Source organism: Rhodococcus sp. 5G237 (assembly GCF_053764735.1).
Map to the genome: position 1 here is coordinate 47,485 of NZ_JBSNCD010000007.1, position 22,737 is coordinate 70,221.

The 22,737-nt window shown below is 67.3% G+C and carries 22 protein-coding genes and 2 pseudogenes; 15 read left to right on the forward strand and 9 right to left on the reverse strand.

Annotated features, from left to right (window positions below):
• Nucleotides 1-23: 23 nt before the first annotated feature.
• From ACWPOC_RS17715 to ACWPOC_RS17725, 3 genes are read left to right on the forward strand one after another with little or no spacing between them, the layout of a single operon-like run.
• Nucleotides 24-974: a PDR/VanB family oxidoreductase gene (locus ACWPOC_RS17715; protein WP_455409074.1), complete on the forward strand. Its 951-nt coding sequence runs from the start codon at nt 24-26 to the stop codon at nt 972-974.
• 13 nt (nt 975-987) lie between these two features.
• Nucleotides 988-1,203, forward strand: a complete 216-nt coding sequence (locus ACWPOC_RS17720; RefSeq protein ID WP_059383465.1) for a recombinase-like helix-turn-helix domain-containing protein — start codon at nt 988-990, stop codon at nt 1,201-1,203.
• 2 nt (nt 1,204-1,205) lie between these two features.
• The gene (locus ACWPOC_RS17725) at nt 1,206-2,231 is read left to right on the forward strand and encodes a Rieske 2Fe-2S domain-containing protein (RefSeq protein ID WP_455409075.1); all 1,026 of its coding nucleotides are present in this window, start codon (nt 1,206-1,208) and stop codon (nt 2,229-2,231) included.
• Nucleotides 2,232-2,325: 94 nt separating this feature from the next.
• On the opposite strand, the gene ACWPOC_RS17730 is transcribed toward ACWPOC_RS17725, so the two are convergent.
• From ACWPOC_RS17730 to ACWPOC_RS17740, 3 genes are all read right to left on the reverse strand, one after another.
• Nucleotides 2,326-2,847, reverse strand: a complete 522-nt coding sequence (locus ACWPOC_RS17730; RefSeq protein ID WP_016692236.1) for a MarR family winged helix-turn-helix transcriptional regulator — start codon at nt 2,845-2,847, stop codon at nt 2,326-2,328.
• A gap of 101 nt (nt 2,848-2,948) precedes the next feature.
• Entirely contained in the window at nt 2,949-3,311 is a 363-nt protein-coding gene (locus tag ACWPOC_RS17735; RefSeq protein WP_026061146.1) for a RidA family protein, read from the reverse strand.
• Between the two features lie 284 nt (nt 3,312-3,595).
• Entirely contained in the window at nt 3,596-3,892 is a 297-nt protein-coding gene (locus tag ACWPOC_RS17740) for a hypothetical protein (RefSeq protein ID WP_455409076.1), read from the reverse strand.
• A gap of 285 nt (nt 3,893-4,177) precedes the next feature.
• On the opposite strand from ACWPOC_RS17740, the gene ACWPOC_RS17745 reads away from it, so the two are divergent.
• Complete coding sequence (locus ACWPOC_RS17745) at nt 4,178-5,023, forward strand: alpha/beta fold hydrolase (protein ID WP_455409077.1); 846 nt, start codon at nt 4,178-4,180, stop codon at nt 5,021-5,023.
• A 4-nt stretch (nt 5,024-5,027) separates the two neighbouring features.
• Here the strand turns inward: ACWPOC_RS17745 and ACWPOC_RS17750 are convergent, their stop codons facing one another.
• Both ACWPOC_RS17750 and ligD read right to left on the reverse strand, forming a co-directional pair.
• On the reverse strand, nt 5,028-5,429 hold the full coding sequence (locus tag ACWPOC_RS17750; RefSeq protein ID WP_455409078.1) for a TIGR03668 family PPOX class F420-dependent oxidoreductase: 402 nt from the start codon (nt 5,427-5,429) through the stop codon (nt 5,028-5,030).
• Nucleotides 5,430-5,451: 22 nt separating this feature from the next.
• On the reverse strand, nt 5,452-6,420 hold the full coding sequence (gene ligD, locus ACWPOC_RS17755) for a non-homologous end-joining DNA ligase (protein ID WP_455409079.1): 969 nt from the start codon (nt 6,418-6,420) through the stop codon (nt 5,452-5,454).
• A 104-nt stretch (nt 6,421-6,524) separates the two neighbouring features.
• Here ligD and ACWPOC_RS17760 point away from each other — a divergent pair, with 104 nt between their 5' ends.
• Both ACWPOC_RS17760 and ACWPOC_RS17765 read left to right on the forward strand, forming a co-directional pair.
• The gene (locus ACWPOC_RS17760) at nt 6,525-7,460 is read left to right on the forward strand and encodes a formylglycine-generating enzyme family protein (RefSeq protein WP_230791628.1); all 936 of its coding nucleotides are present in this window, start codon (nt 6,525-6,527) and stop codon (nt 7,458-7,460) included.
• A gap of 88 nt (nt 7,461-7,548) precedes the next feature.
• Complete coding sequence (locus ACWPOC_RS17765) at nt 7,549-9,876, forward strand: arylsulfatase (RefSeq protein WP_159418286.1); 2,328 nt, start codon at nt 7,549-7,551, stop codon at nt 9,874-9,876.
• A gap of 63 nt (nt 9,877-9,939) precedes the next feature.
• Here the strand turns inward: ACWPOC_RS17765 and ACWPOC_RS17770 are convergent, their stop codons facing one another.
• Both ACWPOC_RS17770 and ACWPOC_RS17775 read right to left on the reverse strand, forming a co-directional pair.
• Complete coding sequence (locus ACWPOC_RS17770; protein ID WP_159418285.1) at nt 9,940-10,770, reverse strand: aldo/keto reductase; 831 nt, start codon at nt 10,768-10,770, stop codon at nt 9,940-9,942.
• A 37-nt stretch (nt 10,771-10,807) separates the two neighbouring features.
• Nucleotides 10,808-10,990 (reverse strand): annotated as a pseudogene (locus ACWPOC_RS17775) (MFS transporter); the annotation flags it as partial.
• A gap of 432 nt (nt 10,991-11,422) precedes the next feature.
• On the opposite strand from ACWPOC_RS17775, the gene ACWPOC_RS17780 reads away from it, so the two are divergent.
• The 3 genes and pseudogenes from ACWPOC_RS17780 to ACWPOC_RS17790 all read left to right on the forward strand — a co-directional run bounded on the left by ACWPOC_RS17780 (nt 11,423) and on the right by ACWPOC_RS17790 (nt 15,046).
• Nucleotides 11,423-12,127: a universal stress protein gene (locus tag ACWPOC_RS17780; RefSeq protein WP_059383455.1), complete on the forward strand. Its 705-nt coding sequence runs from the start codon at nt 11,423-11,425 to the stop codon at nt 12,125-12,127.
• A gap of 428 nt (nt 12,128-12,555) precedes the next feature.
• Nucleotides 12,556-13,782 carry a Na+/H+ antiporter NhaA gene (nhaA, locus tag ACWPOC_RS17785; protein ID WP_455409080.1) on the forward strand — a complete coding sequence of 409 codons (1,227 nt, stop codon included), beginning with the start codon at nt 12,556-12,558 and terminating at the stop codon, nt 13,780-13,782.
• Nucleotides 13,779-15,046, forward strand: a pseudogene (locus ACWPOC_RS17790) (glycosyltransferase family 87 protein). The gene nhaA and the pseudogene ACWPOC_RS17790 overlap by 4 nt, the downstream one beginning before the upstream one ends.
• Here the strand turns inward: ACWPOC_RS17790 and ACWPOC_RS17795 are convergent.
• Both ACWPOC_RS17795 and ACWPOC_RS17800 read right to left on the reverse strand, forming a co-directional pair.
• Nucleotides 15,019-15,729, reverse strand: a complete 711-nt coding sequence (locus tag ACWPOC_RS17795) for a FadR/GntR family transcriptional regulator (protein ID WP_085468243.1) — start codon at nt 15,727-15,729, stop codon at nt 15,019-15,021. The pseudogene ACWPOC_RS17790 and the gene ACWPOC_RS17795 sit on opposite strands and share 28 nt — an antisense overlap.
• Nucleotides 15,730-15,755: 26 nt before the next feature.
• Nucleotides 15,756-17,474, reverse strand: a complete 1,719-nt coding sequence (locus tag ACWPOC_RS17800; protein ID WP_455409081.1) for an L-lactate permease — start codon at nt 17,472-17,474, stop codon at nt 15,756-15,758.
• A 220-nt stretch (nt 17,475-17,694) separates the two neighbouring features.
• Here ACWPOC_RS17800 and ACWPOC_RS17805 point away from each other — a divergent pair, with 220 nt between their 5' ends.
• The 6 genes from ACWPOC_RS17805 (at nt 17,695) to ACWPOC_RS17830 (ending at nt 22,714) form a co-directional block, all read left to right on the forward strand.
• On the forward strand, nt 17,695-18,459 hold the full coding sequence (locus ACWPOC_RS17805; protein WP_026060979.1) for a (Fe-S)-binding protein: 765 nt from the start codon (nt 17,695-17,697) through the stop codon (nt 18,457-18,459).
• Entirely contained in the window at nt 18,456-19,958 is a 1,503-nt protein-coding gene (locus tag ACWPOC_RS17810; protein WP_455409082.1) for a LutB/LldF family L-lactate oxidation iron-sulfur protein, read from the forward strand. The genes ACWPOC_RS17805 and ACWPOC_RS17810 overlap by 4 nt, the downstream gene beginning before the upstream one ends.
• Nucleotides 19,955-20,578, forward strand: coding sequence for a LutC/YkgG family protein (locus ACWPOC_RS17815; RefSeq protein WP_059383450.1), 624 nt, complete (start codon nt 19,955-19,957; stop codon nt 20,576-20,578). Before ACWPOC_RS17810 ends, ACWPOC_RS17815 begins: the two co-directional genes overlap by 4 nt.
• Entirely contained in the window at nt 20,575-20,838 is a 264-nt protein-coding gene (locus ACWPOC_RS17820) for a WhiB family transcriptional regulator (RefSeq protein WP_159418281.1), read from the forward strand. The genes ACWPOC_RS17815 and ACWPOC_RS17820 overlap by 4 nt, the downstream gene beginning before the upstream one ends.
• A 203-nt stretch (nt 20,839-21,041) precedes the next feature.
• A complete protein-coding gene (locus ACWPOC_RS17825) occupies nt 21,042-22,241 on the forward strand; it encodes a S8 family peptidase (RefSeq protein ID WP_159418280.1) in 1,200 nt (399 codons plus the stop codon).
• An 11-nt stretch (nt 22,242-22,252) separates the two neighbouring features.
• Complete coding sequence (locus ACWPOC_RS17830) at nt 22,253-22,714, forward strand: hypothetical protein (RefSeq protein WP_271038299.1); 462 nt, start codon at nt 22,253-22,255, stop codon at nt 22,712-22,714.
• Nucleotides 22,715-22,737: the final 23 nt, after the last annotated feature.

The following is a 22,737-nucleotide window of genomic DNA, read 5'->3' on the forward strand; positions in this document are numbered from 1 at the left end:
AATCAATTACTCGGAGGGTGATCATGACTGCTGAGACCGTCGACCTCATGGTCCGTCAGATGCGGGTCGAATCCACCGGAGTCCTCTCGCTCCGCCTGGAGCGACCCGACGGAGCGGCCGTGGACCACTGGACCCCCGGCGCCCACCTCGACCTGCACCTCGGCGGTGGTCACATCCGGCAGTACTCCCTGTGCGGCGACCCCGACGACAAGACCGGCTACCGCGTCGCCGTACTGCACGAGAAGGCCGGCCGCGGCGGATCCCGTCGTGTCCACGAAACCATCCGGCCGGGCGATGTCGTCACCGTCAGCGCCCCGCGCAACAACTTCGAACTGCTGTCCTCGCCGCGCTACATCTTCCTCGCCGGCGGCATCGGTATCACCCCCATCCTTGCGATGGTCCGCGAAGCCGACCGCGCCGGCGCCGACTGGGAGCTGCACTACGGCGGCCGCTCGAAGGAGACGATGGCCTTCCTCGACGAACTCGCCCCCTACGGCGACCGGGTGCACCTCGTCGCCGAGGACGCCGACGGAATGCTCGACCTGCCGTCGATCCTCGGCGACGCCCAGCCCGACACCCTCGTCTACGCCTGCGGACCCGACGGGTTGCTCACCGCCGTCGAGTCGTTCGCGGACCGCTGGCCGGCCGAGGCCGTCCGGCTCGAACGGTTCAAAGCAAAAGAACGCGAGACCGACGCTGCCGCCGACGCGTCGTTCACAGTGGTGTGCGAACGCTCCGGAATCTCCGCCACCGTCACACCCGAGAAGACCGTCCTCGACACCCTCGAGGAAGCCGGTGTGGACGTACCGAACTCGTGCCGCGAAGGAATCTGCGGCACCTGTGAGACCCGCGTCCTGTGTGGGACCCCCGACCACCGCGACTCGCTGCTCTCGGCCGCCGAACAGGAGTCCGGCGCCACCATGATGATCTGTGTCTCCCGCGCCCGCTCCGCCGAGCTGGTGCTGGATCTGTAGAAAGGACCTCCCGATGGATCGGTACCTGGTGATCAATCAGGCCCGCACGGCCGACCCCACCCCCTACGAGATCAAACTCGCCAAGGCCATCGAAGCCGTTTTCGGATCCGGCGTCCACGACCTCGACGGACTCGTCCGCGGACTCAACGCCTCCGGTATCCACGCGCCCGACGCGCAGGAATGGACCGCCCAATCGTTCACCGCCGAGATGCGCCGGATCGGAGCCTGACCATGGTCAATCGACTGCACCGCACCCTCACCGCCGACGAGATCTTCGCGACCGGCATGCGCAAGCAGTGGCACGCCGTGTGCCCCTCCGACTTCGTGGAACGCGGTAGCATCCGCAAGCTGCGCCGGTTGGGAGAGGACTGGGTCCTCTACCGCGGCTCCGACGGCACCGTCCGCATGCTCGCAGACCGATGCCCGCACCGCGGCGCACCGCTCTCGCAGGGTGTGCACCTCGGCGACCGCATCGCCTGCAAGTACCACGGCGTCGAGGTCGACGGCACCGGTACCGTCGCGAAGGTTCCGGGTATGCCCGGCTGCAACCTCGAAGGCAAGAAGCTGGTGACCTCCCTGCCCGTGCGCGAGGTGGGTGGCGCGATCCTCGCGTGGTTCGGCACCGACCCCGACGTCGAACCCGCACCGCTGGAGCTTCCGGATCCACTGGTGGACGAGGATGTCTCGGCATTCCTCTGCTACGCCGAATGGGAAGCACCGTGGCGGTTCGCCCTCGAGAACCTCCTCGACCCCATGCACGGTGCGTTCCTGCACCACGAATCGCACTCGATGTTCGGTGGCGAGACCTCCGCGCGGTTCCGTATCCGCGAGACCGATCGCGGTTTCTTCTTCGAGAAAACCGATCAGCGCGGCGTCAACTTCGACTGGGTCGAGTACTGCCGCACCGGAGTCGACTGGGTGGACCTCGAGATCCCGTATCCGCCCACGGCCGGCCCGGGCGGACCGTTCGGAATCGTCGGCATGGGAACCCCCATCGACGCCGAGACCACCGCGGTCTTCTTCTGGCGTTACCGCCGGGTGCAGGGTTGGGAACGCGACGTGTGGCGGTTCTTGTACCGCACGGTGCTCGAGGAACGTCACTGGGAGGTCCTCGAACAGGACCGCATCATGCTCGAGGGCATGGCTCCCGACGCCGATCAGGCCGAGAACCTCTACCAGCACGACCTCGGGGTGATGCGCCTGCGTCGCCTGTACCGTTCCCGTGCCGACGAACTCGCCAAGGAGATGGCCGGCTGACGAACGGAAGAGCGGCGGAGACTTCGGTCTCCGCCGCTCTCGCATATGTGGGGTGTGTGATCCGTTGGCATGCAACGGTATCGACGATCCGTGGTCAGCTGCCCTGGTGCCGGACGAGGGAGTGCTCGAGCTTGCGCAGCAACTGCACGAGTTCGGCCTGATCGTTCTTCGACAGCTCGGCGAGCATGCGCGTCTCGTTCTCGAAGTGCGCGACAGCGATCTCGTCGATGAGTTTCTTTCCGGCAGGAGTGAGTTCGGCGTAGACGATGCGCCGATCCTCCGCGTCGCGTTCGCGCCGCACCAGTCCGGCCTTCTCGAGGCGATCGATGCGCAGCGTGATCCCGCCGGTGGTGACCAGTGAACTCTCCGCGAGCTGTCCCGAGGTCATGCGGTACGGCTTTCCGGCGCGGCGCAGTGCGGCCAGGACGTCGAACGAGGCCATGTTGATGCCGTATTCGTCGAAGACGCGGCCGATCGCGCTCTGATACCGCAGATATGTGCGGTGGAGGCGTCCGAGCACTTCGAGGGGAGTGACGTCCAGTCCGGGCCACTCGCGGGCCCACTGGTCGACGATGTCGTCGACGGCGTCACGGTCGGGAACCCTGTCGCGCCCCACGTTGCCCTCCTCGTGCTGTCGGAAATATCCGGGCTCAGTGGTTGAGCGCCAAGACATCCTTCACGATACGGGCAACGCGGGGCGTGTGGGGAGTTCGGGTCTCAGCGCGTCGCGGTGGCGATCGCGTCGATCTCGACGGTCGCACCGTAGGGCAGGGCGCTGACCTCGACGAAGGTGCGGGCCGGTCGCGGCTCGGCGAACAGTCGCTCGAACTGGCGGTTCGCCTCCTCGCGCAGCGACAGGTCGGTGACGTAGTAGGTGAGCTTGGCGACGTCCTCCAGCTTGCCGCCGACCACGGCGAGCCGGTCGGTCATGCGGTCGATCGCGGCGTCGAGGGCTTCGTCGCGCCCCTCGACCGCCACGCCTTCGGGGTCGACGGACAGGGCGCCGGAGACGAAGACGAGATCGCCGGCGACGAAGGCGGGGCTGTAGGGATGGTGGGCGCTGACGGTGGTCAGGGACATCGTGATCACTCCTGGTTGCGGGGCACGGTGTCATTTATCTTAGCGCTAAGGTAAGTACGGTGCCAGGGTGAATCATCCTTCGAGGAAAGCGGTATCGGAATCCGTCGCGGACGTCAGCCCAGTGCGCCGACGGCCTTACCGATCAGCGTCACGCGGCCGCCAGTACGGATGCGCCGGCAACTACCGAGTCGTGAGGACCGATCGAGCGCGGGCCAGCACGATGTTCAAGGCGCGTTCGGCGGCGGCACGATCGGCCGGGTCGACAGCATCCCAGATACCGGACGTCAGCACCTCGATGTGATGTTCGATCCTCGCCACACGGTATCTCGTCCAGATGCGCTGAGCCGGTCGTCGCGGACCAGCCCGCGAGCGATCAGGGAATCGACGACCTCCGCAGTGTCCGGTGCGTAGGTGGTGTCGTGGAGCAGCGCGGCGAGCGCCCGCGAACCGTCGGAACGTTCGGCGATACGCAGTGCGACCCACTGTGTCTCGACCAGGTCCTCGTCAGTAAGAGCTACGGCCAGCAGGGCGTTGAGAGCCTTCTCGGTGCGGCCGATGAGCTGGGGTCCGAAAGCGATCATGGTTCCCTCCGCGAGTGTCGTTGTGCGGACAGCACAGCACCTCGAGTCGACTCGAGGTCAACAGTCGGGACCGATGAGATCGGGGAGTTGCACCGGTCTGTCCGAGTAACACCGATCCGCGTCACCGAAGCGGCCGGGACCGAATCCCGATCGAGAAGGAGCCGAGATCATGGGACAGGCACAACACACCACAAGGGCCACCGAGGACGTGATCGACCGGTTCGACCGGGCGTTCCGCTACTCGAAGACCGCACCGACCGTCGCCGCACTGGAGGTTGAGCGGCAGTGACCACCGTCAGCGCCAACGGGGTCGACCTCGGCGTCGAGTTCTTCGGCGACGACGACGCTCCACTCGTCCTGCTCGTCGGCGGGACGACGATGCTCTCGTGGCCCGACGAACTGTGTGAGCGGCTCGCGGCGGGTGGGCGTCATGTCGTGCGGTACGACCTGCGGGATTGCGGAGAGTCGACGACGAAGGACCCGGACGCGCCCGGCTACACCCTGCGCGACCTCGCCGACGACGCGGCAGCCCTCGTCGATGCGCTCGATGGCAGGCCGGCGCATATCGCGGGCATCGGTGTCGGCGGCATGGTCGCCCAGGTCGCTGCGCTCGACCATCCCGCCACGTTCCGGGCCCTGACTCTGGTCGGGACGCGTCCGGTCGCCCCGGGCCCGTGCGACCGCGACCTTCCCGATCACGACGCAGCGACGATGAAGCGCATGTTCGCACTTCCGATGCCCGAGTGGGCCGATCGCACGGCCGTGGCAGAGTTCGCCGCTGCCCGCGCAGCAATCCTCGGCGACGATCCGGTCGCCGCGCGCGCGGTCGCCGAGCGCATCTGGGACCGCACCCCGAACGATCAACCGTCGGCCCACTCCGCGAATCAGCTCGGGATGGTCTTCTCCAGGCTCGATTGCACGCCCCGTTGGCGAGAACGCTTGCCCGAGGTCGGTATCCCGGCCCTCGTCGTGCACGGTCGCCGGGATGCGTTCTTCCCCGTCGGCAACGGAGAAGCCATCGCACGCGAGATCCCGGGAGCGCGGTTGCTCGTCCTGGGCGATGCCGGCACCGCGGTCCCCGTGGCGGCGGTCGACGGGATCGCCGAGGCGATGCTCACGCTGGATCGGTAGTTGCTCAGGCGGACCAGGACCGCCAGCGCAGCCTGTCGATGGTGATCACCGGTCCCGGTGGTCGTTTCGCCTGGTACTGCGAGTATTTACGGACGAGCGCGTCGATGCCCGCAGTTCCCTCGGGAGTATCGGCGTCGTGGACCGTGGCGATGCCCTCGATGCGGACCCACCACAGCTGCGACCAGTCGTCGCTGTAGTGGTCGACGAGCACGCACACCCGCGGGTTCTCGGCGATATCGGCGAGTCGACGGAGGCGCCGGGTGGATTTCGGCTTGTCGTCGACGCAGGTGTGGATCACGTCGCCGTCGAGGGCGAACACGATCGGGACGAGATGCGGCTCGCCGGACCCGTCGGCGGTGGCGAGGCGGGCCACTCGGGCATCGGCGACACTGCGACGGACATCCATGCGCCTCACGGTAACCGGACGGTCAGTGTCGGCCGGGCAGATCGACCTCCGGCACCGTCTTGTCGGTGCGTAGTCCTCGCCAGCTCGGATGCCGGAGGCTTCCGCCTGCGTACTCCCGGTACTCGACCTCTCCGACGAGGATGGGCTCCACCCAGTGGGCGCCGTGGGTCTCCCGTGCCGGCGGCGCAACCGCCAGTGGGGTGGTGGGCCGCTCCAAGGGACGCAGCTGCGATCGCAGCTCACGTCGGGTCGCGGCGGTGAATCCCGTCCCGACCCGGCCGATGAACACCAACCGTTCCTCGTCGTCGTGGGCGCCGAGCAGCAGTGAACCGATACCGCCGGCGGCCTTGCCGGAACCGGGGAGCCACCCGACGACGACCACCTCGGTGTTCCGACGCAGCGGCGTCTTGATCCAGCCGTCGCTGCGGGTCCCGGGTAGATACGGTGCGTCCGGGTCCTTGGCGACGATCCCTTCGAGGCCGTGTTCGCGCGCGACCGTGAGCATGGTCGGTGCGTCGACATCGGTCCAGTAAGGCGACAGCTGAACCCGCGGTCCGGGGACGATCAGATCTTCGAGGACGGCGCGGCGCTCCAGATAGGACAACTCCGTCGTGGGTTGTCCGTCGAGAGCGAGGACGTCGAACAGGTAGATCAGGACCGGTAGCTCGGCACGTAGCTCCTCGGTGGGGCGGTGGACGTGCATGCGGCGCTGCAACCGGGCGAAGGAGGGCCGACCCTCGGCGTCGAGGGTGACGATCTCACCGTCGACGATGCAGTCCCGGCCGTCCGTCGCAGTGGTGAGCGGGCGGGGGAGTTCGGGGAAGCTCCGGGTGATGTCGTTGCCGGTGCGGCTGGTCAGCCGGCACTGCCCGTCGGCCACCGTGGCGAGGGTGCGCTGGCCGTCCCATTTCATCTCGAACGCCCAGTTCCCGGTCGGCGGCGGACCGAGGGTCGCCAGCATCGGGGACAGTTCCGTCGTCGTGGAGGGCATGTCCCGAGTCTGCGGTACGGGGCCGGGACGGGACCGGAGAATGCGCGGTCTCGTCCGTCGGTGCGTCCCTCGCGCCGCGACCCGGGCCGTGCGAGGCTGACGTCATGACGCGTGCCGCGACGCAGAACATGACCCTCGTTCCCGGAGGCACGTTCTGGATGGGGTCCGAGGACTTCTATCCGGAGGAGCGACCGGTCCACCAGGTGACGGTCGACGGGTTCTGGATGGACACGCACCCGGTGACCGTCGCCGAGTTCCGGCGCTTCGTGAAGGACACCGGATACGTCACCACCGCGGAAGTCGCGCCGGACCCCGCCGATTATCCGGGCGCCGATCCGTCCCTGCTCGTGCCCGGATCGCTCGTGTTCACGCCTCCGCCGGGACCGGTACCGCTCGACGATTACACGCGCTGGTGGTCGTTCGTCCCGGGTGCCGACTGGCGCCATCCCGAGGGGCCGGGCAGCACCGTCGGCGGGCGGGAACGCCATCCCGTCACCCACGTCTCGTGGTTCGATGCCCGCGCCTACGCCGAGTGGGCCGGCAAGGAGCTGCCGACGGAGGCGGAATGGGAGTTCGCCGCCCGCGGCGGACTCGACCGCACGGCCTTCACATGGGGGGACGAACACGAACCGAAAGGCCGACCCGGCGGGAACGTCTGGCAGGGCGAGTTCCCGTGGCAGAACCTCGAAACGGACGGATTCGCCGGAACCTCACCTGTCGGACACTTCCGGCCGAACGGATACGGGCTCCACGACATGGCGGGCAACGTGTGGGAGTGGACCGCCGACTACTTCACCGCGAACCATGCTTCGAGCAGTAAGAACGTCGCGCCGGCGTCGTCGTGCTGCATCCCGACGAATCCCCGTGTCGACAAGGCCGAACACGATCCGCGCGAGGCGTATCCGCGCCGTGTCATCAAGGGCGGATCGCATCTGTGCGCCCCGAACTACTGCCTGCGGTACCGACCCGCGGCCCGCCAGGGTGACACCGAGGAGACCGCGACGTGCCATATCGGATTCCGCTGCATCATTCGCCCGTAACAGGGCAGGTTTCACCCTGATCAGGGGTGTGTGCGGCCCGATACCGGTGGTGTACTGGGAACGGATGGGGTGAGAAGAGGCATCCACCATGAGCCAGGATCTGCGTCCGGATCCGATCCCGGGCGGAGAAACTCTGCCGTTCCCACCGGTGCCGTCAGGAAGCATCGCAGGACGGACCATGCAGGAATCGGTCTACAGCCCACGCGCACAACACCGTCGCCTTCCCGACGACGCCCCGAATATCCTGGTCGTCCTCATCGACGACGCGGGCCCCGGTCTGCCGAGCGCATTCGGCGGCGAGGTGAGCACACCGACCCTCGATCGCCTGCTCGACGAAGGCATCAGCTACAACCGCTTCCACACCACGGCGATGTGCTCGCCCACCCGCGCATCGTTGTTGACCGGACGCAATCATCACCGCGTCGGAAACGGGCAGATCGCCGAACTCGCCAACGACTGGGACGGATATTCCGGGCACATCCCGAAATCGAGCGCCACCGGGGCCGAGGTGCTGCGCCACTACGGTTACACCACAGCGGCTTTCGGCAAGTGGCACAACACTCCTGCGGAGGAGACCACCGCAGCGGGTCCCTTCGACAACTGGCCCACCGGAGTCGGTTTCGACTACTTCTACGGTTTCCTCGCCGGCGAGGCGTCGCAGTACGAGCCGAATCTCGTCCGCAACACCACCGTCGTCCTGCCCCCGAAGAGTCCCGAGGAGGGCTACCACCTCAGTGAGGACCTCGCCGACGACGCGATCGGCTGGTTGCGCCGCCACAAGGCACTCGATCCGTCCCGGCCGTTCTTCATGTACTGGGCCAGCGGGTGCCTGCACGGGCCGCACCACATCATGAAGCCGTGGGCCGACCGGTATGCGGGCAAATTCGACGACGGATGGGACGCCTACCGCGAGCGCGTGTTCGAGCGGGCCAAGGAGAAGGGCTGGATCCCGCCGGAGGCCGAACTCACCGAGCGGCACCCCACCATGACGGCGTGGGACGACATCCCCGACGACGAGAAGCCCTTCCAGCGTCGTCTCATGGAGGTCGCGGCCGGATACGCCGAACACTGCGACGTCCAGGTGGGGCGGCTGTTCGACGAACTCGACCGGCTGGGCTACCGCGACAACACCCTGGTCTTCTACATCTGGGGCGACAACGGGTCGTCCGGTGAAGGCCAGAACGGCACCATCAGCGAACTGCTCGCGCAGAACGGGATCCCCACGACCACGGCCCAGCACATCGCGGCGCTCGACGAGCTCGGCGGACTCGATGTTCTCGGCTCGCCGAAGACCGACAACATGTATCACGCAGGGTGGGCCTGGGCGGGCAGCACGCCCTACAAGGGCATGAAGCTTCTCGCGTCCCATCTCGGGGGAACCCGCAATCCCATGGTGGTGCGCTGGCCTGCGCGCATCACGCCGGATCGCGCCCCTCGCACCCAGTTCCTGCACTGCAACGACCTGGTGCCTACCTTCTACGAGCTGCTGGGCATCGCACCGCCGCGGATCGTCGACGGGATTCCGCAGGATCCGATCGACGGCGCGGGTTTCGCCCGGACCTTCGTGGACCGTGACGCGCCGGCGGGTAAACTCACCCAGTACTTCGAGGTCATGGGCAGCCGAGCGATCTACCACGACGGATGGATGGCGTCGGCTTTCGGTCCCCGCGCACCGTGGTTGCCCGGTCTGCCCGGCGGGATCCGCGATTGGAGCCCGGACGACGACACCTGGGAGCTCTACAACCTCGACGAGGACTGGACGCAGAACCGCGACCTCGCCGAGCAGTACCCCGAGAAGTTGGCCCAGATGCGGGAGATGTTCGCGATCGAAGCAGCCAAGAACAACGCTCTTCCCATCGGTGGGGGGCTCTGGGTCGCGGCGATCCATCCGGAGCAACGCATCACCACGCCGTACACGAGTTGGGATTTCACCGGCGACGTCACCCGTATGCCCGAATTCTGTGCTCCTGCACTGGGAAACAAGAACAACCGGGTCTGCATCGAGGTGACCTTCCCGGAGCGGGCGCACGGCGTCCTGTACGCGCTGGGGGCCAACGGTGGTGGTCTGACGTGCTTCGCGGACGACGGTTACCTCTGCTACGAGTACAACCTGTTCATCCTGATGCGGACGAAGATGCGCTCGGAGAGCCGCGTCGCGCCCGGACACCACCTCGTCGAGGTGGTCACCAAGTACGCCGAAGCGCGCCCCGGTGGTCCGTTGAACGTCCGGATGTCCGTCGACGGGCAGTCGGTGGGGGAGACCGTCGTACCGGTCAGTGCGCCGTTGCTGTTCACGGCGAACGACTGCCTGGACATCGGCACCTGCCTGGGTTCACCGGTCTCGCTCGACTACTTCGACCGCGCACCGTTCCCGTTCGACGGGAGCATCGACAGGATGACCGTCGAATACACCTGAACGCAGCTCTTCGAGCGCCTTACCGACTCCGGGCGGTGGATCCGCCCGGAGCCGCGAGGTCTGTCAGTTGAACTCGTCCGGATGAGGTCCGGTGCGCAGATCGCGATCGGCACCGGCGATGGTCGACATGTCCTCGTCGGTCAGCTCGAAGTCGAAGACCTCGAAGTTCTCCCGGATCCGGGACGGCGTGACGGACTTGGGGATGACGACGTTGCCGAGCTGCAGATGCCAGCGCAGCACCACCTGGGCCGGCGACTTGCCGGTGCGTCCGGCGATCGACGTGATCGCCTCGTCGTCCAGCACGGCGCCCTGGGCGAGCGGGCTCCATGCCTCGGTGGCGATGCCGTGCTCGGCGTGGAAGGCGCGCAGTTCGCTCTGCTGCAGACCGGGGTGCAGTTCGATCTGGTTGATCGTCGGGACGAGCGAGCTGCCGTCCAGCAGGCGCTGGAGATGGGCGGGCTGGAAGTTCGACACGCCCGCAGCGCGGAGGCGTCCTTCCACGACGAGGCGTTCGAGCGCACGCCAGGTGTCGGCATAGAGATCGCGGGCCGGAGTCGGCCAGTGGATCAGGTAGAGGTCGAGACGATCGAGGCCGAGCGCGGCAAGGCTGGTGTCGAAGGCGCGGAGGGTGGCGTCGTAACCCTGATCGGAGTTCCACACCTTCGTCGTGATGAACAGCTCGTCGCGGGACAGTCCGGAATCCGCCAGCGCGCGGCCGACGCCGGCCTCGTTGCCGTAGGCCGCGGCGGTGTCGATGTGGCGATAACCGGTCTCGAGTGCGGCGCTGACGGCCGCGGTGGTCTCGTCCTCGGGGATCTGGAAGACGCCGAAGCCGAGCTGGGGGATCTCGACGCCGTTGTTCAGGGTGACGGTGGGGATCGTGGACGATGTCACGAGGTGGTGCTCCTTCGGGGGTGTTCGCGTAGTTCGGGATCAGAGCGGACGCGGCCAGGACGGCCCCGACGGCGTTGGGTGCCGTGTACCCGAATCCGGCGGATATCACCATGCCGCCGAGCCAGGCGGCCAGAGCGTTGCCGAGATTGAAGGCACCGATGTTGGCGGCGGACGCCAGGGTCGGGGCGCCGTGCGCATGGTCGAGGACGTGCTTCTGCAAGGACCGCGGGTTGCTGTCGCGCTATCTGTGTCCCACCGATCGCCGCGGCATCTACACCGACGTCACCGACGCCGGCCGGCGCCTGCTCGAGGAGGCCCGGCCCACCCGCAACGCCGCCTTGCGGGAGGCGCTCGACGAAGCCGCGGCCGAACCCGTCCTCGCGCCGCTGGTCGACGCCATCCGGCAGTTGCAGGACGGTGATCGGCCGGATGCCGCAGGGGGCCCGGAACGACGCTGACGGGGCCATCTCGCGGCGACGTCCTCCGCGCGCAGACCTCTCGGAACAGGTGAGATCACGCGGCCGGGTCGGGTATCGTCTCCCCTGGTGTGCCGGGAAGTCTGGTCGGCGGGAACAGCTTTCTTCGACGACCCCGGAGGGGACATGAACGCAGCGGTACACCTCTTCTCGGCCCACGCACCTGGGGGTACGCCATGAACTGGGCCGTCTTCGTTGCCTTCCTCGTCGTATGGGTGCTGTCAGGACTCGTGACCGGTCTGTGGATGGCACGTCGAGGCCACGACCCTCGCTGGACGATCATCGCCGTCATCCTCGGACCGCTGTTCGTCCCCATCGCCTTCGAGCGCATCGAGCGTGTTCCCCGGCCCGTCGAAGTGACGACGGTGGCCCGGCAGCACGCCGGAGAGGCCGATGAAGGCGGACTCCGCGTGATGGTCGGCTACGACGGATCCACCGAGGCCAAGCATGCGCTGGACGCGGCGCGACGACTGTTCGGCCCGGCCGGAGGAGTGCTCGAACTCGTTGTCGTGATCTCCTACGACGACGCCGGCGATCCCGACTCCGAGCTCCTCGCCACGGTGCGACGACGACTCGAGCAGGCCGTCGAATCGATGGGTGATATTTCGGTGGGATATGCCGTCCTCGCCGGCCCGGCCGGTCGATGCCTGGGTTGGTTCGCCGAGGAACACCACGCCGACGTTCTCGTCGTGGGACGCCGCGGACGAGGCATGTCCTCCCGAATGCTCGGTAGCGTCGCCGAATACCTCATCGGACACTCTCATGTGCCTGTGCTCGTCGTCGATCCCACCGTCGTCTCGCCGGACGCGGGTGCGAACGAACCCACGGTCGCAGTTCGGGTCGCTCCCGAGGAGAATGTGACGGGCACCGCGTCGACCTGACCCGATACGGTATGGTCGATCTCGGTGCGCCGGGAAGTCTGGTCGGCAGAAGTAATTACGTCGTCGAACCGGAGGACCCGTGTCTGTACCCATATGTCCCGTCGCCACCCGTCCCGCCCGAGCCCTGCAGCCGGCGCAGTGACCGGCACCCTCGCGGAGCACGTCCACCGCAGCGCCGAAGGTCGCATCGGCCTCCCGGCCGCGTGTCGGCGTCCGACACCGAAATCGCAGGGATGCCATAGTTTTCGGTACCCGATCCCACTCCGGGGATCGGAACGTCCTGCCGCCCATGCGGATCGGCTGCATCCGCCCCGGCCGGTCCCCGTTCGCGCACCGCGTGCCGTCGAGAATTCCGAGGACCTGTGATGCCGAACATCTTCTCCGGAGTCCCCTTCCTCTCGCGCGGAACATGGCAGGACACACGCCGTGTGACGGAGATCCTCCGCAAGGAGACCGTCGGCGGTGTCCTGCTGCTCATCGGCGCCGTCATCGCATTGATATGGGCGAACACAGGATGGTCGGATTCCTACCATGCCCTGCGGGAGACCCGGATCGGTCCGGCATCGTGGCACCTGGACCTGACCCTGGGCACCTGGGCGGCCGACGGCCTGCTCGCCGTGTTCTTCTTCGTCGTCGGCGTCGAACTCAAACGGGAATTCGTCGAAGGCAGTCTGCGGGATCTGCGGCGTGCCGCCATGCCGGTGACCGCCGCCCTGGGCGGCATGATCGTCCCGGCCGTGATCTTCGCCGTCATCAATCTTCGTGGTGGCGCCGACGCGTTGAACGGATGGGCGGTCCCGACGGCGACCGACATCGCGTTCGCCGTAGCGATTCTCGCCGTCATCGGTAGTCATCTCCCGTCGGCGCTGCGAACGTTCCTGCTCACCCTCGCCGTGGTCGACGACCTGCTCGCCGTGACCGTGATCGCGGTCTTCTACACCGACGAGGTGAACCTGCTCTACCTGGGCGGGGCGCTGATCCCGTTGGCGCTGTTCGGCATCGCGCTCCGACGCGGCTTCGGTTCCTGGTGGCTCCTGGTGCCGTTGGCTGCAGTGACCTGGTGGCTGGTCCACGAATCCGGTGTGCACGCGACCATCGCCGGTGTACTGCTCGGCTTCGCGGTTCCCGTCGCCCGGCAGGTGGGGGACCGCACGATTCCGGTCGCCGAGCACGTCGAACACCGGATCCGGCCGCTGTCCGCCGGTATTGCCGTGCCGGTCTTCGCCTTCTTCGCCGCCGGCGTCACCGTCGGAGGATTCACCGGCCTGGCGAACGCCCTCACCGATCCCATCTCCGCCGGGGTGATCGCCGGTCTGGTCGTCGGCAAGGTCGTCGGGATCTTCGGGGTCAGCTACCTGGTGGCGCGCTTCACCCGAGCACATCTCGACGACGAGCTGAGTTGGGTGGACGTGCTGGGTGTGTCCCTGCTCGGCGGTATCGGCTTCACGGTGTCCCTGCTCATCGGCGATCTCGCCTACGGTGCAGGAACCGTCGCGGCCGATCACGTGAAGGTCGCCGTGCTGTGCGGATCGTTGCTCAGCGCCGCTCTGGCCTCGACTGTTCTCGTCGCCCGTAACCGTGCCTACCGCACGATCAGGGCGGCCGAGCAGGTCGACGAGGACGGCGACGGGATTCCCGACGTCTATCAGCGATGATCGATACCTCGGATCGCGGTCGGGACGGTCGGCCGTGGTGGGTCCAGCCGACCGTGCGGTCACCGCAGGCCCTGCTGAAGTGCGTCTTCTGGCCGGTCGCCGTGATGCTCGTCGTCCATCGCACGGTGATCCTCGCTGTCGACGGTGCACGCACGGACGACTTCACCGGTGTCTACCGCGCAGCCGTCGCCTTCTGGAACCGTGAACCGGTCTACACAGCGACGTACGAACACGTCGACCCGCACTACCTCTACCCGCCGTCGGGTTCGCTGCTGATCGCACCGTTCGCGGCCCTCGAACACGAAGTCTCACGATGGGCGTTCATCGGGGTCAACGCGGCGGCCGTCCTCGTTGCCGTGTACCTGGTCGTGCGGATGTTCGGGTACATGGCACGATCGGCGGCGTTCCCGATCGCGGTGGCGGTCGCCTTCGCGTCCGAATCGGTGATCAACACCCTGGTGTTCACCAACATCAACGGTGTGGTCCTACTCGGTCAGATGGCGTTCCTGACGTTGTTGCTGGCGCGGCGGGACCTCTGGGCCGGCGCCGCGATCGGGGTGACCTTCGCGATCAAACCGATTCTCGCGCCGTTGCTGTTGCTTCCCGTGCTGCGCCGCCAGAGCAAGACTCTCCTGACCGCCGCAGCGGTGCCGGTCGGGCTCACCGCACTCGCGTGGCCGTGGGCTGCGGATCCGTGGCAGTTCGTCGAACGCACCGTTCCGTATCTGTTGCAGTCCCGCGACTACTTCAACAGTTCGATCACCGGCAACGGCACCTTTACGGTCTGCCCGAACCCCTGATCCTCGCGTTGCGCATCGGTTTCGCGTTCCTCGCCGCGGCCACGCTGTATCTGCTCCACCGCTACCACCGGCACGAGGAGGTGTTCTTCGTCGTCACCGGTGCCGGTGTGCTGATGACCGCATCGTTTCTGCTCGGTTCGCTCGGGCAGATGTACTACTCGATGCTGCTGTTCCCGTTGCTCATGAGCGTGGTCCTGCCGCAGTCCGTGATGCGGAACTGGCCGGCATGGCTGGCGGTGTACGGCTTCCTCAGCGCCGACGAATGGTATTCGGGCAGATGGGTGCAGGCGGGCCGGTACGCCGAGTACATGCGCCCGACACTGGGCTGGTCGCTGCTGCTCATCGTGATATTCGCGGTGCTGGTCGATCGCCGACGATCCGCACGCGTCCCCGAACCGGTCACAGACCCTTCGGTGGACATCGCTCGGACAGGGCGTCAGAACGCGTCGGCGCCGAAACTCTGAGCATAGTAACCGCGGATGTGCTCGACGATGCGCTTGCGGGCGAGCGTGGCATCGCCGGCGCGGACCGCGTCGACGAGACCGCGGTGCTCGTGACGCAGCCGCACGCAGGTCGCGGGCCAATCGGTGTGTGGTGCGCCCGCGAGGACGTAGCTCTCGATGGAGTCGCGCAGACCGGCCATCATCGCCGCGACGACGAGGTTGCCCGCCGCGTCGGCCATCGCGACATGGAACTGGGCGTCGAGAACGAGGAACTCGGGTGCAGCCAACTCCGGATCGTCCATCGCGTCCAGCAGTTCCTCGGCCGGGGTGAGTTCCGGTGCCGGGGTCCGGTTGGCCAGCGTCTGCATCACTTCCGTCTCGAGTACCAGACGTGTGCGGACGATGTCGGAGACCGGGAAGTTCTGCGCCGCGACCTGCAGACGCATGAGCATAGACATCCCGCCGGTGGGTCGCGAGACGATCATCGCGCCGGCGTTCGGCCCGGACCCCGTGTGGGTGCTGAGCAGCCCGAGGGCCTCCATCACCCGCAGTGCCTCACGAACCGAAGACCGGCCGACGCCGAGTTGTGCGGCGAGCGTGCGCTCCGGGGGCAGACGCTGGCCCGGGCCGAGTTCTCCCGAGACCAGCATCTGCTCCAAGTGGTTCAGTACCTGCTCCCACGCACGACCCTCGGACGACGACATGACTTCAGAGCCTAGTCGATTCCGGATCAGGGGAGCATCCAGGACAACACCAGCGTGGACTGCAGGTAGACCAGCACACAGAGGATGACGAGCATCGCGACGCTGTAGCCGATCACCTTGCGCAACAACACCGATTCGCTGCCCGGCTGATCGACGGCGGTGGCGGCGATGGTGAGGTTCTGCGGGCTGATCAGCTTGCCGACCACACCACCGGAGGTGTTCGCCGCGACCAGCAGGGTCGGGTCGATGCCGGCGGTCTGCCCGGCGGCCTGCTGCAGGCGGGCGAACAGGGCGTTGGCGGATGTGTCCGAGCCGGTGACGGCGGTGCCGAGCCAGCCGAGGATCGGGGAGAACAGGGCGAAGATCGCGCCGGTGCCGGCGAGCCACGTGCCGATCGCGACGGTCTGGCCGGACTGGTTCATCACGTAGCTCAGGCCCAGGACGGTGGCCACCGTGGCGATGGCGAGCTTCATCCGCACGACGGTGGTGCCGAAGGTGGCCACGGCCTGGCGGACGGTCAGCGGGAACATGCCGCCGCTGTCCCACCGCGCGTAGACGAGGGTGACGATCGCGCCGCTGAGCAGCAGCAGTGTTCCCGGCGACGACAACCACGAGAAGGTGTAGACCGCGCTGCTCGACGCGTCGCCGTTGCCTGTGAGCAGATTGCCGTACAGGCCGGGCCACTCGATCTTGACATCGGTGGCGGCGAGACGCTCCGGCAGATCGACACCGACGGTCCACAGCTTCGCAATACCGAACACGGTGATGACCAGCAGGTACGGGAACAGGGCCATGACGACGCGCGAGGTGGTCAGCGACTCGTCGGCGACGGGACGCTGCGGAGCACGAGCGGCTCCGGGGCCCTCCTTGCCGGCCTGGACCGCGATGGTATCGGTGCGGGTGCGCGAGAGCTGGCCCTCGGGGGTCCGCGGCTTCCAGACCTGCAGCATCAGTACGGCGGCGGTGAGACCGGCGAGCGAGGCGACGACATCGGTGAGTTCGTACGAGAAGTGGCTCGAGCACCAGAACTGGGCGAGCGCGAAGGTCGTGCCGGTGACCAGTGCGATCGGCCAGGCCTGCCGGACACCGCGACGACCGTCGACGAGGAAGAGCAGCAACAACGGCACGAAGAGAGCCAGGATCGGTGTCTGACGGCCGACGACGGCGGCGATCTCGGTGGCGGGGATGTCGGTCAGGGCGCCGGCGGTGGTGATCGGGATGGCCATGGCGCCGAAGGCGACCGGTGCGGTGTTGGCGATCAGGACCGTGACCGCGGCCCGCAGGGCGGGCATGCCGAGGGTGACGAGCATGGCGCCGGTGATAGCGACGGGCGCGCCGAATCCGGCGAGTGCTTCGAGCATGCCGCCGAAGCAGAAGGCGATGAGCATCGCCTGGATCCGCATGTCGCCGTGACCGATCGAGTTGAAGATGCGCCGCAGATCCTCGAACCGGCCGCTGACGACGGTGAGTTCGTAGAACCAGATCGCAGTGATCACGATCCACATCACCGGGAAGAGCCCGAAGGTAATACCCTGCAGGGCGGACAGGCCGGCCAGCGGCGCGGGCATGTCGAAGCCGATGATCGCGACGACGAGAGCGACGACGAGGGCGCCGAGTCCGGAATACCAGGCCTTGAGTTTGAAGCCGGCGAGCAGGACGAAGAAGGTCAGCAGCGGCGCAAGGCCCACGAGAGCCGATGCGGTGAGGCTGCCTGCGATGGCGTCAGTGGCGGGTGTGAATGTCACCGCCGATATCCGGGTTGCCACACGAAACTCCTGTGGTTGCGCCGCTGTTGGCGGCGGATCTGATTTCGACCGATGTGGTCAGACCACGTGAAAGTACACCATGGTCCGCGTCACAGTCGACCCGTGACGGAATTTGCGGTCACTGTCCGAAAATGTGCGGCGGATCTCCGGAACGTGTGGTTCAATGTGGTCAGACCACACCCCCGATGCGGAGATCTCCATGCGAATCGCCCTGTTCGCGACGTGCCTCGGCGACACGATGTTCCCGAAGGCCGTTTCGGCCACCGCCCTGCTCCTCACCCGGCTCGGGCACGACGTCGTCTTCCCCGAACGCCAGACCTGCTGCGGCCAGATGCACGTCAACACCGGCTACCAACCCGACGCGCTGCCGCTCGTCGAGAACTACGTCGACGCCTTCGACGACAGCAGCATCGACGCCGTCGTCGCCCCTTCCGGATCGTGCGTCGGATCCGTCCGTCACCAGCACGAAATCGTCGCCTCCCGTTACGGTTCCGCGTCGTTGTGCGGGCGGGTCGACACCGTCAAGGCCAAGACGTACGAGTTGTCCGAATTCCTCGTCGACGTCCTCGGCGTCACCGACGTCGGTGCGTATTTCCCTCACCGGGTGACCTATCACCCCACCTGCCACTCGTTGCGGATGCTGCGGGTGGGGGAGAAGCCGCTCCAGCTGTTGCGTGCCGTGCGCGAGATCGACCTCGTCGAACTGCCCGAGGCCGACTCGTGCTGCGGCTTCGGCGGCACCTTCGCGATCAAGAACGCCGAGACCTCCACCGCGATGCTCGCCGACAAGCTGAGCAATGTCGCCGCCACCGGCGCCGAATACTGCAGCGCCGGCGACTCGTCGTGCCTGATGCACATAGGTGGCGGTCTCACACGACTGCGCACCGGTACCCGCACCATCCACCTCGCCGAGATCCTCGCCTCCGTGGAACCGGCCGTCGCCCCCAAGGGAGTGCCCGCGTGACCGCACTCGGTATGCCCGTCGTCCCGCCACGAGGATCCGGAAATCTGCGCGGTATCAAGGCGTTTCCCGACGCGGCGCACCAGGAACTCGCGAACCCCCAGTTGCGGCGCAACATCGGCAAGGCCACCCACACCATCCGCGCCAAGCGACTGAACGTCACCGGGGAACTGCCCGACTGGGAACAACTGCGCGACGCCGGCGCCGCCATCAAGACCGACGTGCTCAACCGCCTCCCGGAACTGCTCACCCAGCTCGAGGAGGCGGTGACCGCGCGGGGCGGCGTGGTGCACTGGGCGGCCGACGCCGCCGAGGCCAACGCCATCGTCACCGAGCTGATCCGGAAGACGGGATCCGACGAGGTCATCAAGGTCAAATCGATGGCCACCCAGGAGATCGGGCTCAACGAGTACCTCGAGGAACAGGGGATCGCGGCCTACGAGACCGACCTCGCCGAGCTCATCGTCCAACTCGGCCACGACAAGCCCTCGCACATCCTCGTGCCCGCCATCCACCGCAACCGCGCCGAGATCCGCGAGATCTTCCTACGTGAGATGCCGGACGTCGACCCCGACCTCGACGACAACCCCCGCCATCTCGCCGCCGCGGCACGAAAGTTCCTGCGACACAAGTTCATGACGGTGCCGGTGGCGGTGTCGGGCGCGAACTTCGGCATCGCCGAGACCGGCACCCTCGCCGTCGTCGAATCCGAGGGCAACGGCCGCATGTGCCTGACGCTGCCGCAGACACTCATCACCGTCATGGGCATCGAGAAGCTGCTGCCCATCTTCCGCGACCTCGAGGTGTTCCTGCAGCTGCTGCCGCGCTCGTCGACTGGGGAGCGCATGAACCCCTACACCTCGATGTGGACCGGTGTCACCCCCGGCGACGGCCCGCAGGAATTCCACCTCGTGCTGCTCGACAACGGCCGCACCGCCGCGCTCGCCGACGATATCGGACGCGAAGCGCTGCACTGCATCCGGTGCTCGGCGTGCCTGAACGTGTGCCCGGTCTACGAGCGCACCGGAGGCCACGCCTACGGCTCGACCTATCCGGGCCCGATCGGCGCCGTCCTCAGCCCGCAGTTGGCCGGGATGGACCAACCCGACGACCCCAACGCCAGCCTGCCGTTCGCATCGAGCCTGTGCGGTGCCTGCTACGACGCCTGTCCCGTCAAGATCGACATCCCCTCGTTGCTGGTGGAACTGCGCCACCAGAAGGTCGAACACGCCCGCTTCGGACCCGAGGCCGCGGCGATGAAGGCCGCGTCGCTGGCCATGTCGTCCTCTCGACGCTGGACGGCCGCGCAGAAGGCCGCCGGACTCGGCCGCGTCCTCGCCGGCAAGAAGGGGAGAATCACCAATCTGCCCGGTCCGCTCGCCGGCTGGACCGACGCTCGCGACATGCCGGCCCCGCCGAAACAGACCTTCCGGCAATGGTGGGCCTCCGACGAAGGACGTGCCGCACTCGCGAAGGCACGCGAGGAAGGACAGCAGCGATGAGCAGCCGCGACGCGATTCTCGGCCGGATCCGTTCGGCGCAGACTCTGGCACCGCCGACACCGGTCGAGGTACCGCGTGACTACCGTCTCGGACGCACCCTGCCGGACGCCGAACGCCGTGAGCTGCTGGTCGACCGGCTGGTCGACTACAAGGCCCACGTGCACGAAAGCACACCGGAGGATCTGCATGTTGTGCTGGCGAAGATCCTCACGGCTCGTGGGGTGCGCCGCGTCGGGATCCCGGAGGGCCTGGATCGGTCGTGGCTGGCGGAATTCGGTGGCGAGGTGGTGGTCGACTCCATCGACCGGCCCGCAGCCGACCTCGGTGATCTCGACGGGGTCGTCACCGCTTCGGCCGTCACCTGCGCCGAGACGGGCACGATCTTCCTCGACGGCAGCCCCGACCAGGGGCGACGCGCGCTCACGCTGGTGCCCGACCTGCACGTGTGCGTCGTGGCGATGAGCGACGTCGAGGTGGGAGTGCCCGAAGCGCTGGCCCGGCTCGTCCCGGAACGGCCTATCACCATGATCAGTGGACCGTCCGCGACGTCGGACATCGAACTCGAACGCGTCGAGGGCGTGCACGGCCCCCGCACCCTGGAGGTGGTGATGATCGGATGACCGTGCTGACCGAGCGTGTCCGGCCACGACTCGGATGGCAACAGCATGCCAACTGCCGGACCTCTGACGAGTACTTCTTCTTCGCCCCGGAGGGCGAGCCACCGAGCATCCGCAGGCGGCGCGAGGTCGTCGCGAAACGCATCTGCGCGAACTGCCCGGTGCTGGTCGAGTGCCGCACCCACGCGATGCTCAGCGGCGAACCGCACGGAGTGTGGGGTGGACTGTCGGAACACGAACGGCTGCAACACCTGAAACGTTGAGCGCACGCAATCTTCGGTGTTTCCGACATCGCTGAGCGCGGTCGGGAACACCGAAATCGAGAACGGCTACGCACGGCCGGCGCGGCCCACCCCGTCGAAATGGGGTAGTCGTCTACGCAGGCGCCGGTATCGGCCGGTTCCCATACTGATCCCGCGGGGTTCTCCCGCATCTCTTGTCACCCTTCGGATCAGAGGAAACCATCATGATGACGGACGATGTCGACGGCCCCGTCGAAGCCGAGACCACGGGCCGGCAGATCATCACTTTCACCGAGGACAGCACCCATGAGGAACGGGTGGCCGCACTCGAATCGATCGGCGGCGTGACCTCGATCGCGTCCAGCGACGAGACGGGACCGGAAGCGGTACCCGCCGACGAACTCGAATCCGCCGACGCGACCATCTTCGAACGACTCGGGGTGGCTGTCGCCGCGGTCGACGGGTCGCAGGTCGAATCGCTCGAGGAAGTCGCGCGGCAGGATCCGGCGATCGTGGCCGTGGAACCCGAACATGTCATCCATACCCTGGCGGCACCACTCGCCATGGAGACACATCTGGCGGACGGCCGCAGGCACACCTGGGGTCTGCAGGCCACCCGTGCGCTCGCGTCGCAGTTCGACGGCTCCGGTGTTCGAGTGGCCGTGCTCGACACCGGATTCGACCTGAACCATCCCGACTTCGCGGGCCGGACGATCATCAGCAAATCGTTCATTGCAGGCCAGGCGGTCCAGGACGGAAACGGGCACGGCACCCACTGTGTCGGCACGTCCTGTGGACCGAGGAATCTACCGAACGCGCGGGGTTACGGCGTCGCGCCGAAGGCGTCGATCTTCGTCGGGAAGGTGCTGAGCAATCAGGGCAGTGGGTCCGACTCCACGATCCTTGCCGGGATCGAGTGGGCGTTGGCCAACGGATGCCAGGTCGTCTCGATGTCGCTGGGCGCCAACGTTCCTCAACCGGTGATGGCCTACGAGGCCGTCGGCCAGCGCGCACTGGCCGCCGGGACGCTGATCATCGCTGCTGCGGGAAACAACGCTCGTCGGCCGGCGGACCCCGGATTCGTCGGAAGTCCCGCGAACTCGCCGTCGATCATGGCGGTCGCGGCACTGGCGTCCGACCTGAGGATGGCGGCGTTCTCGGCCAGGGCCACCGTGGTCCCGGGCGGCGCGATCGACATCGCCGCACCCGGTGTCGATGTGTACTCGTCGTGGCCGATGCCGGACCGCTACAACACGATCAGCGGCACGTCCATGGCCACGCCGCACGTGGCCGGATTGGCGGCGCTCATCGTGCAGAGCACAGCGAAGACCGGGAAGGAACTCTGGAAGACGCTGGTCGACGGGGCCGAGGTGCTGCCGTTGCCGCAGACCGATGCGGGCGCGGGGTTGGCCACCGCACCGTGAGTCGGTACCCGATGCGCAAGGCCTCCGTCGTCCTGGCGGTGTTGTCGGTCGTAGTCCTGGTGTCGGTGACGGCCTGCTCGCACGACGCCACGAATCCGCAACGAGGGGGCACCTCGGAGGACGGGGAGACATCCATGGTGGAAACACCCCGAGAGCACCTGGTCGTCCTTGCCTCCGCGCAGGCCGAGGCGGCCCTTGCCGGCATCGAGGCAGCGGCCCCGGTGACCCAATTGCTCCGGCCACGGCTGCTCCTCGTCCTCACGGATCCCGATGCGAGGGAGAACATTCGAAGAATCCCCGGCGTCCTCGGTGTCTACGGCACCGCCCCCGACAGGGAACCACTCGGTTTGTCGCCCGAGGAACAGTTGTTCGTGGACGCCTGGGTCGCCCGATGCGCGCCGAAGACGCGCCCCGGCGAGGGCTCGAACTGGGACACTCCCGGGTTCGAACCGCCGGATATCCCCGGCCGGTGACTTACCGGACCGGTTTGCACACC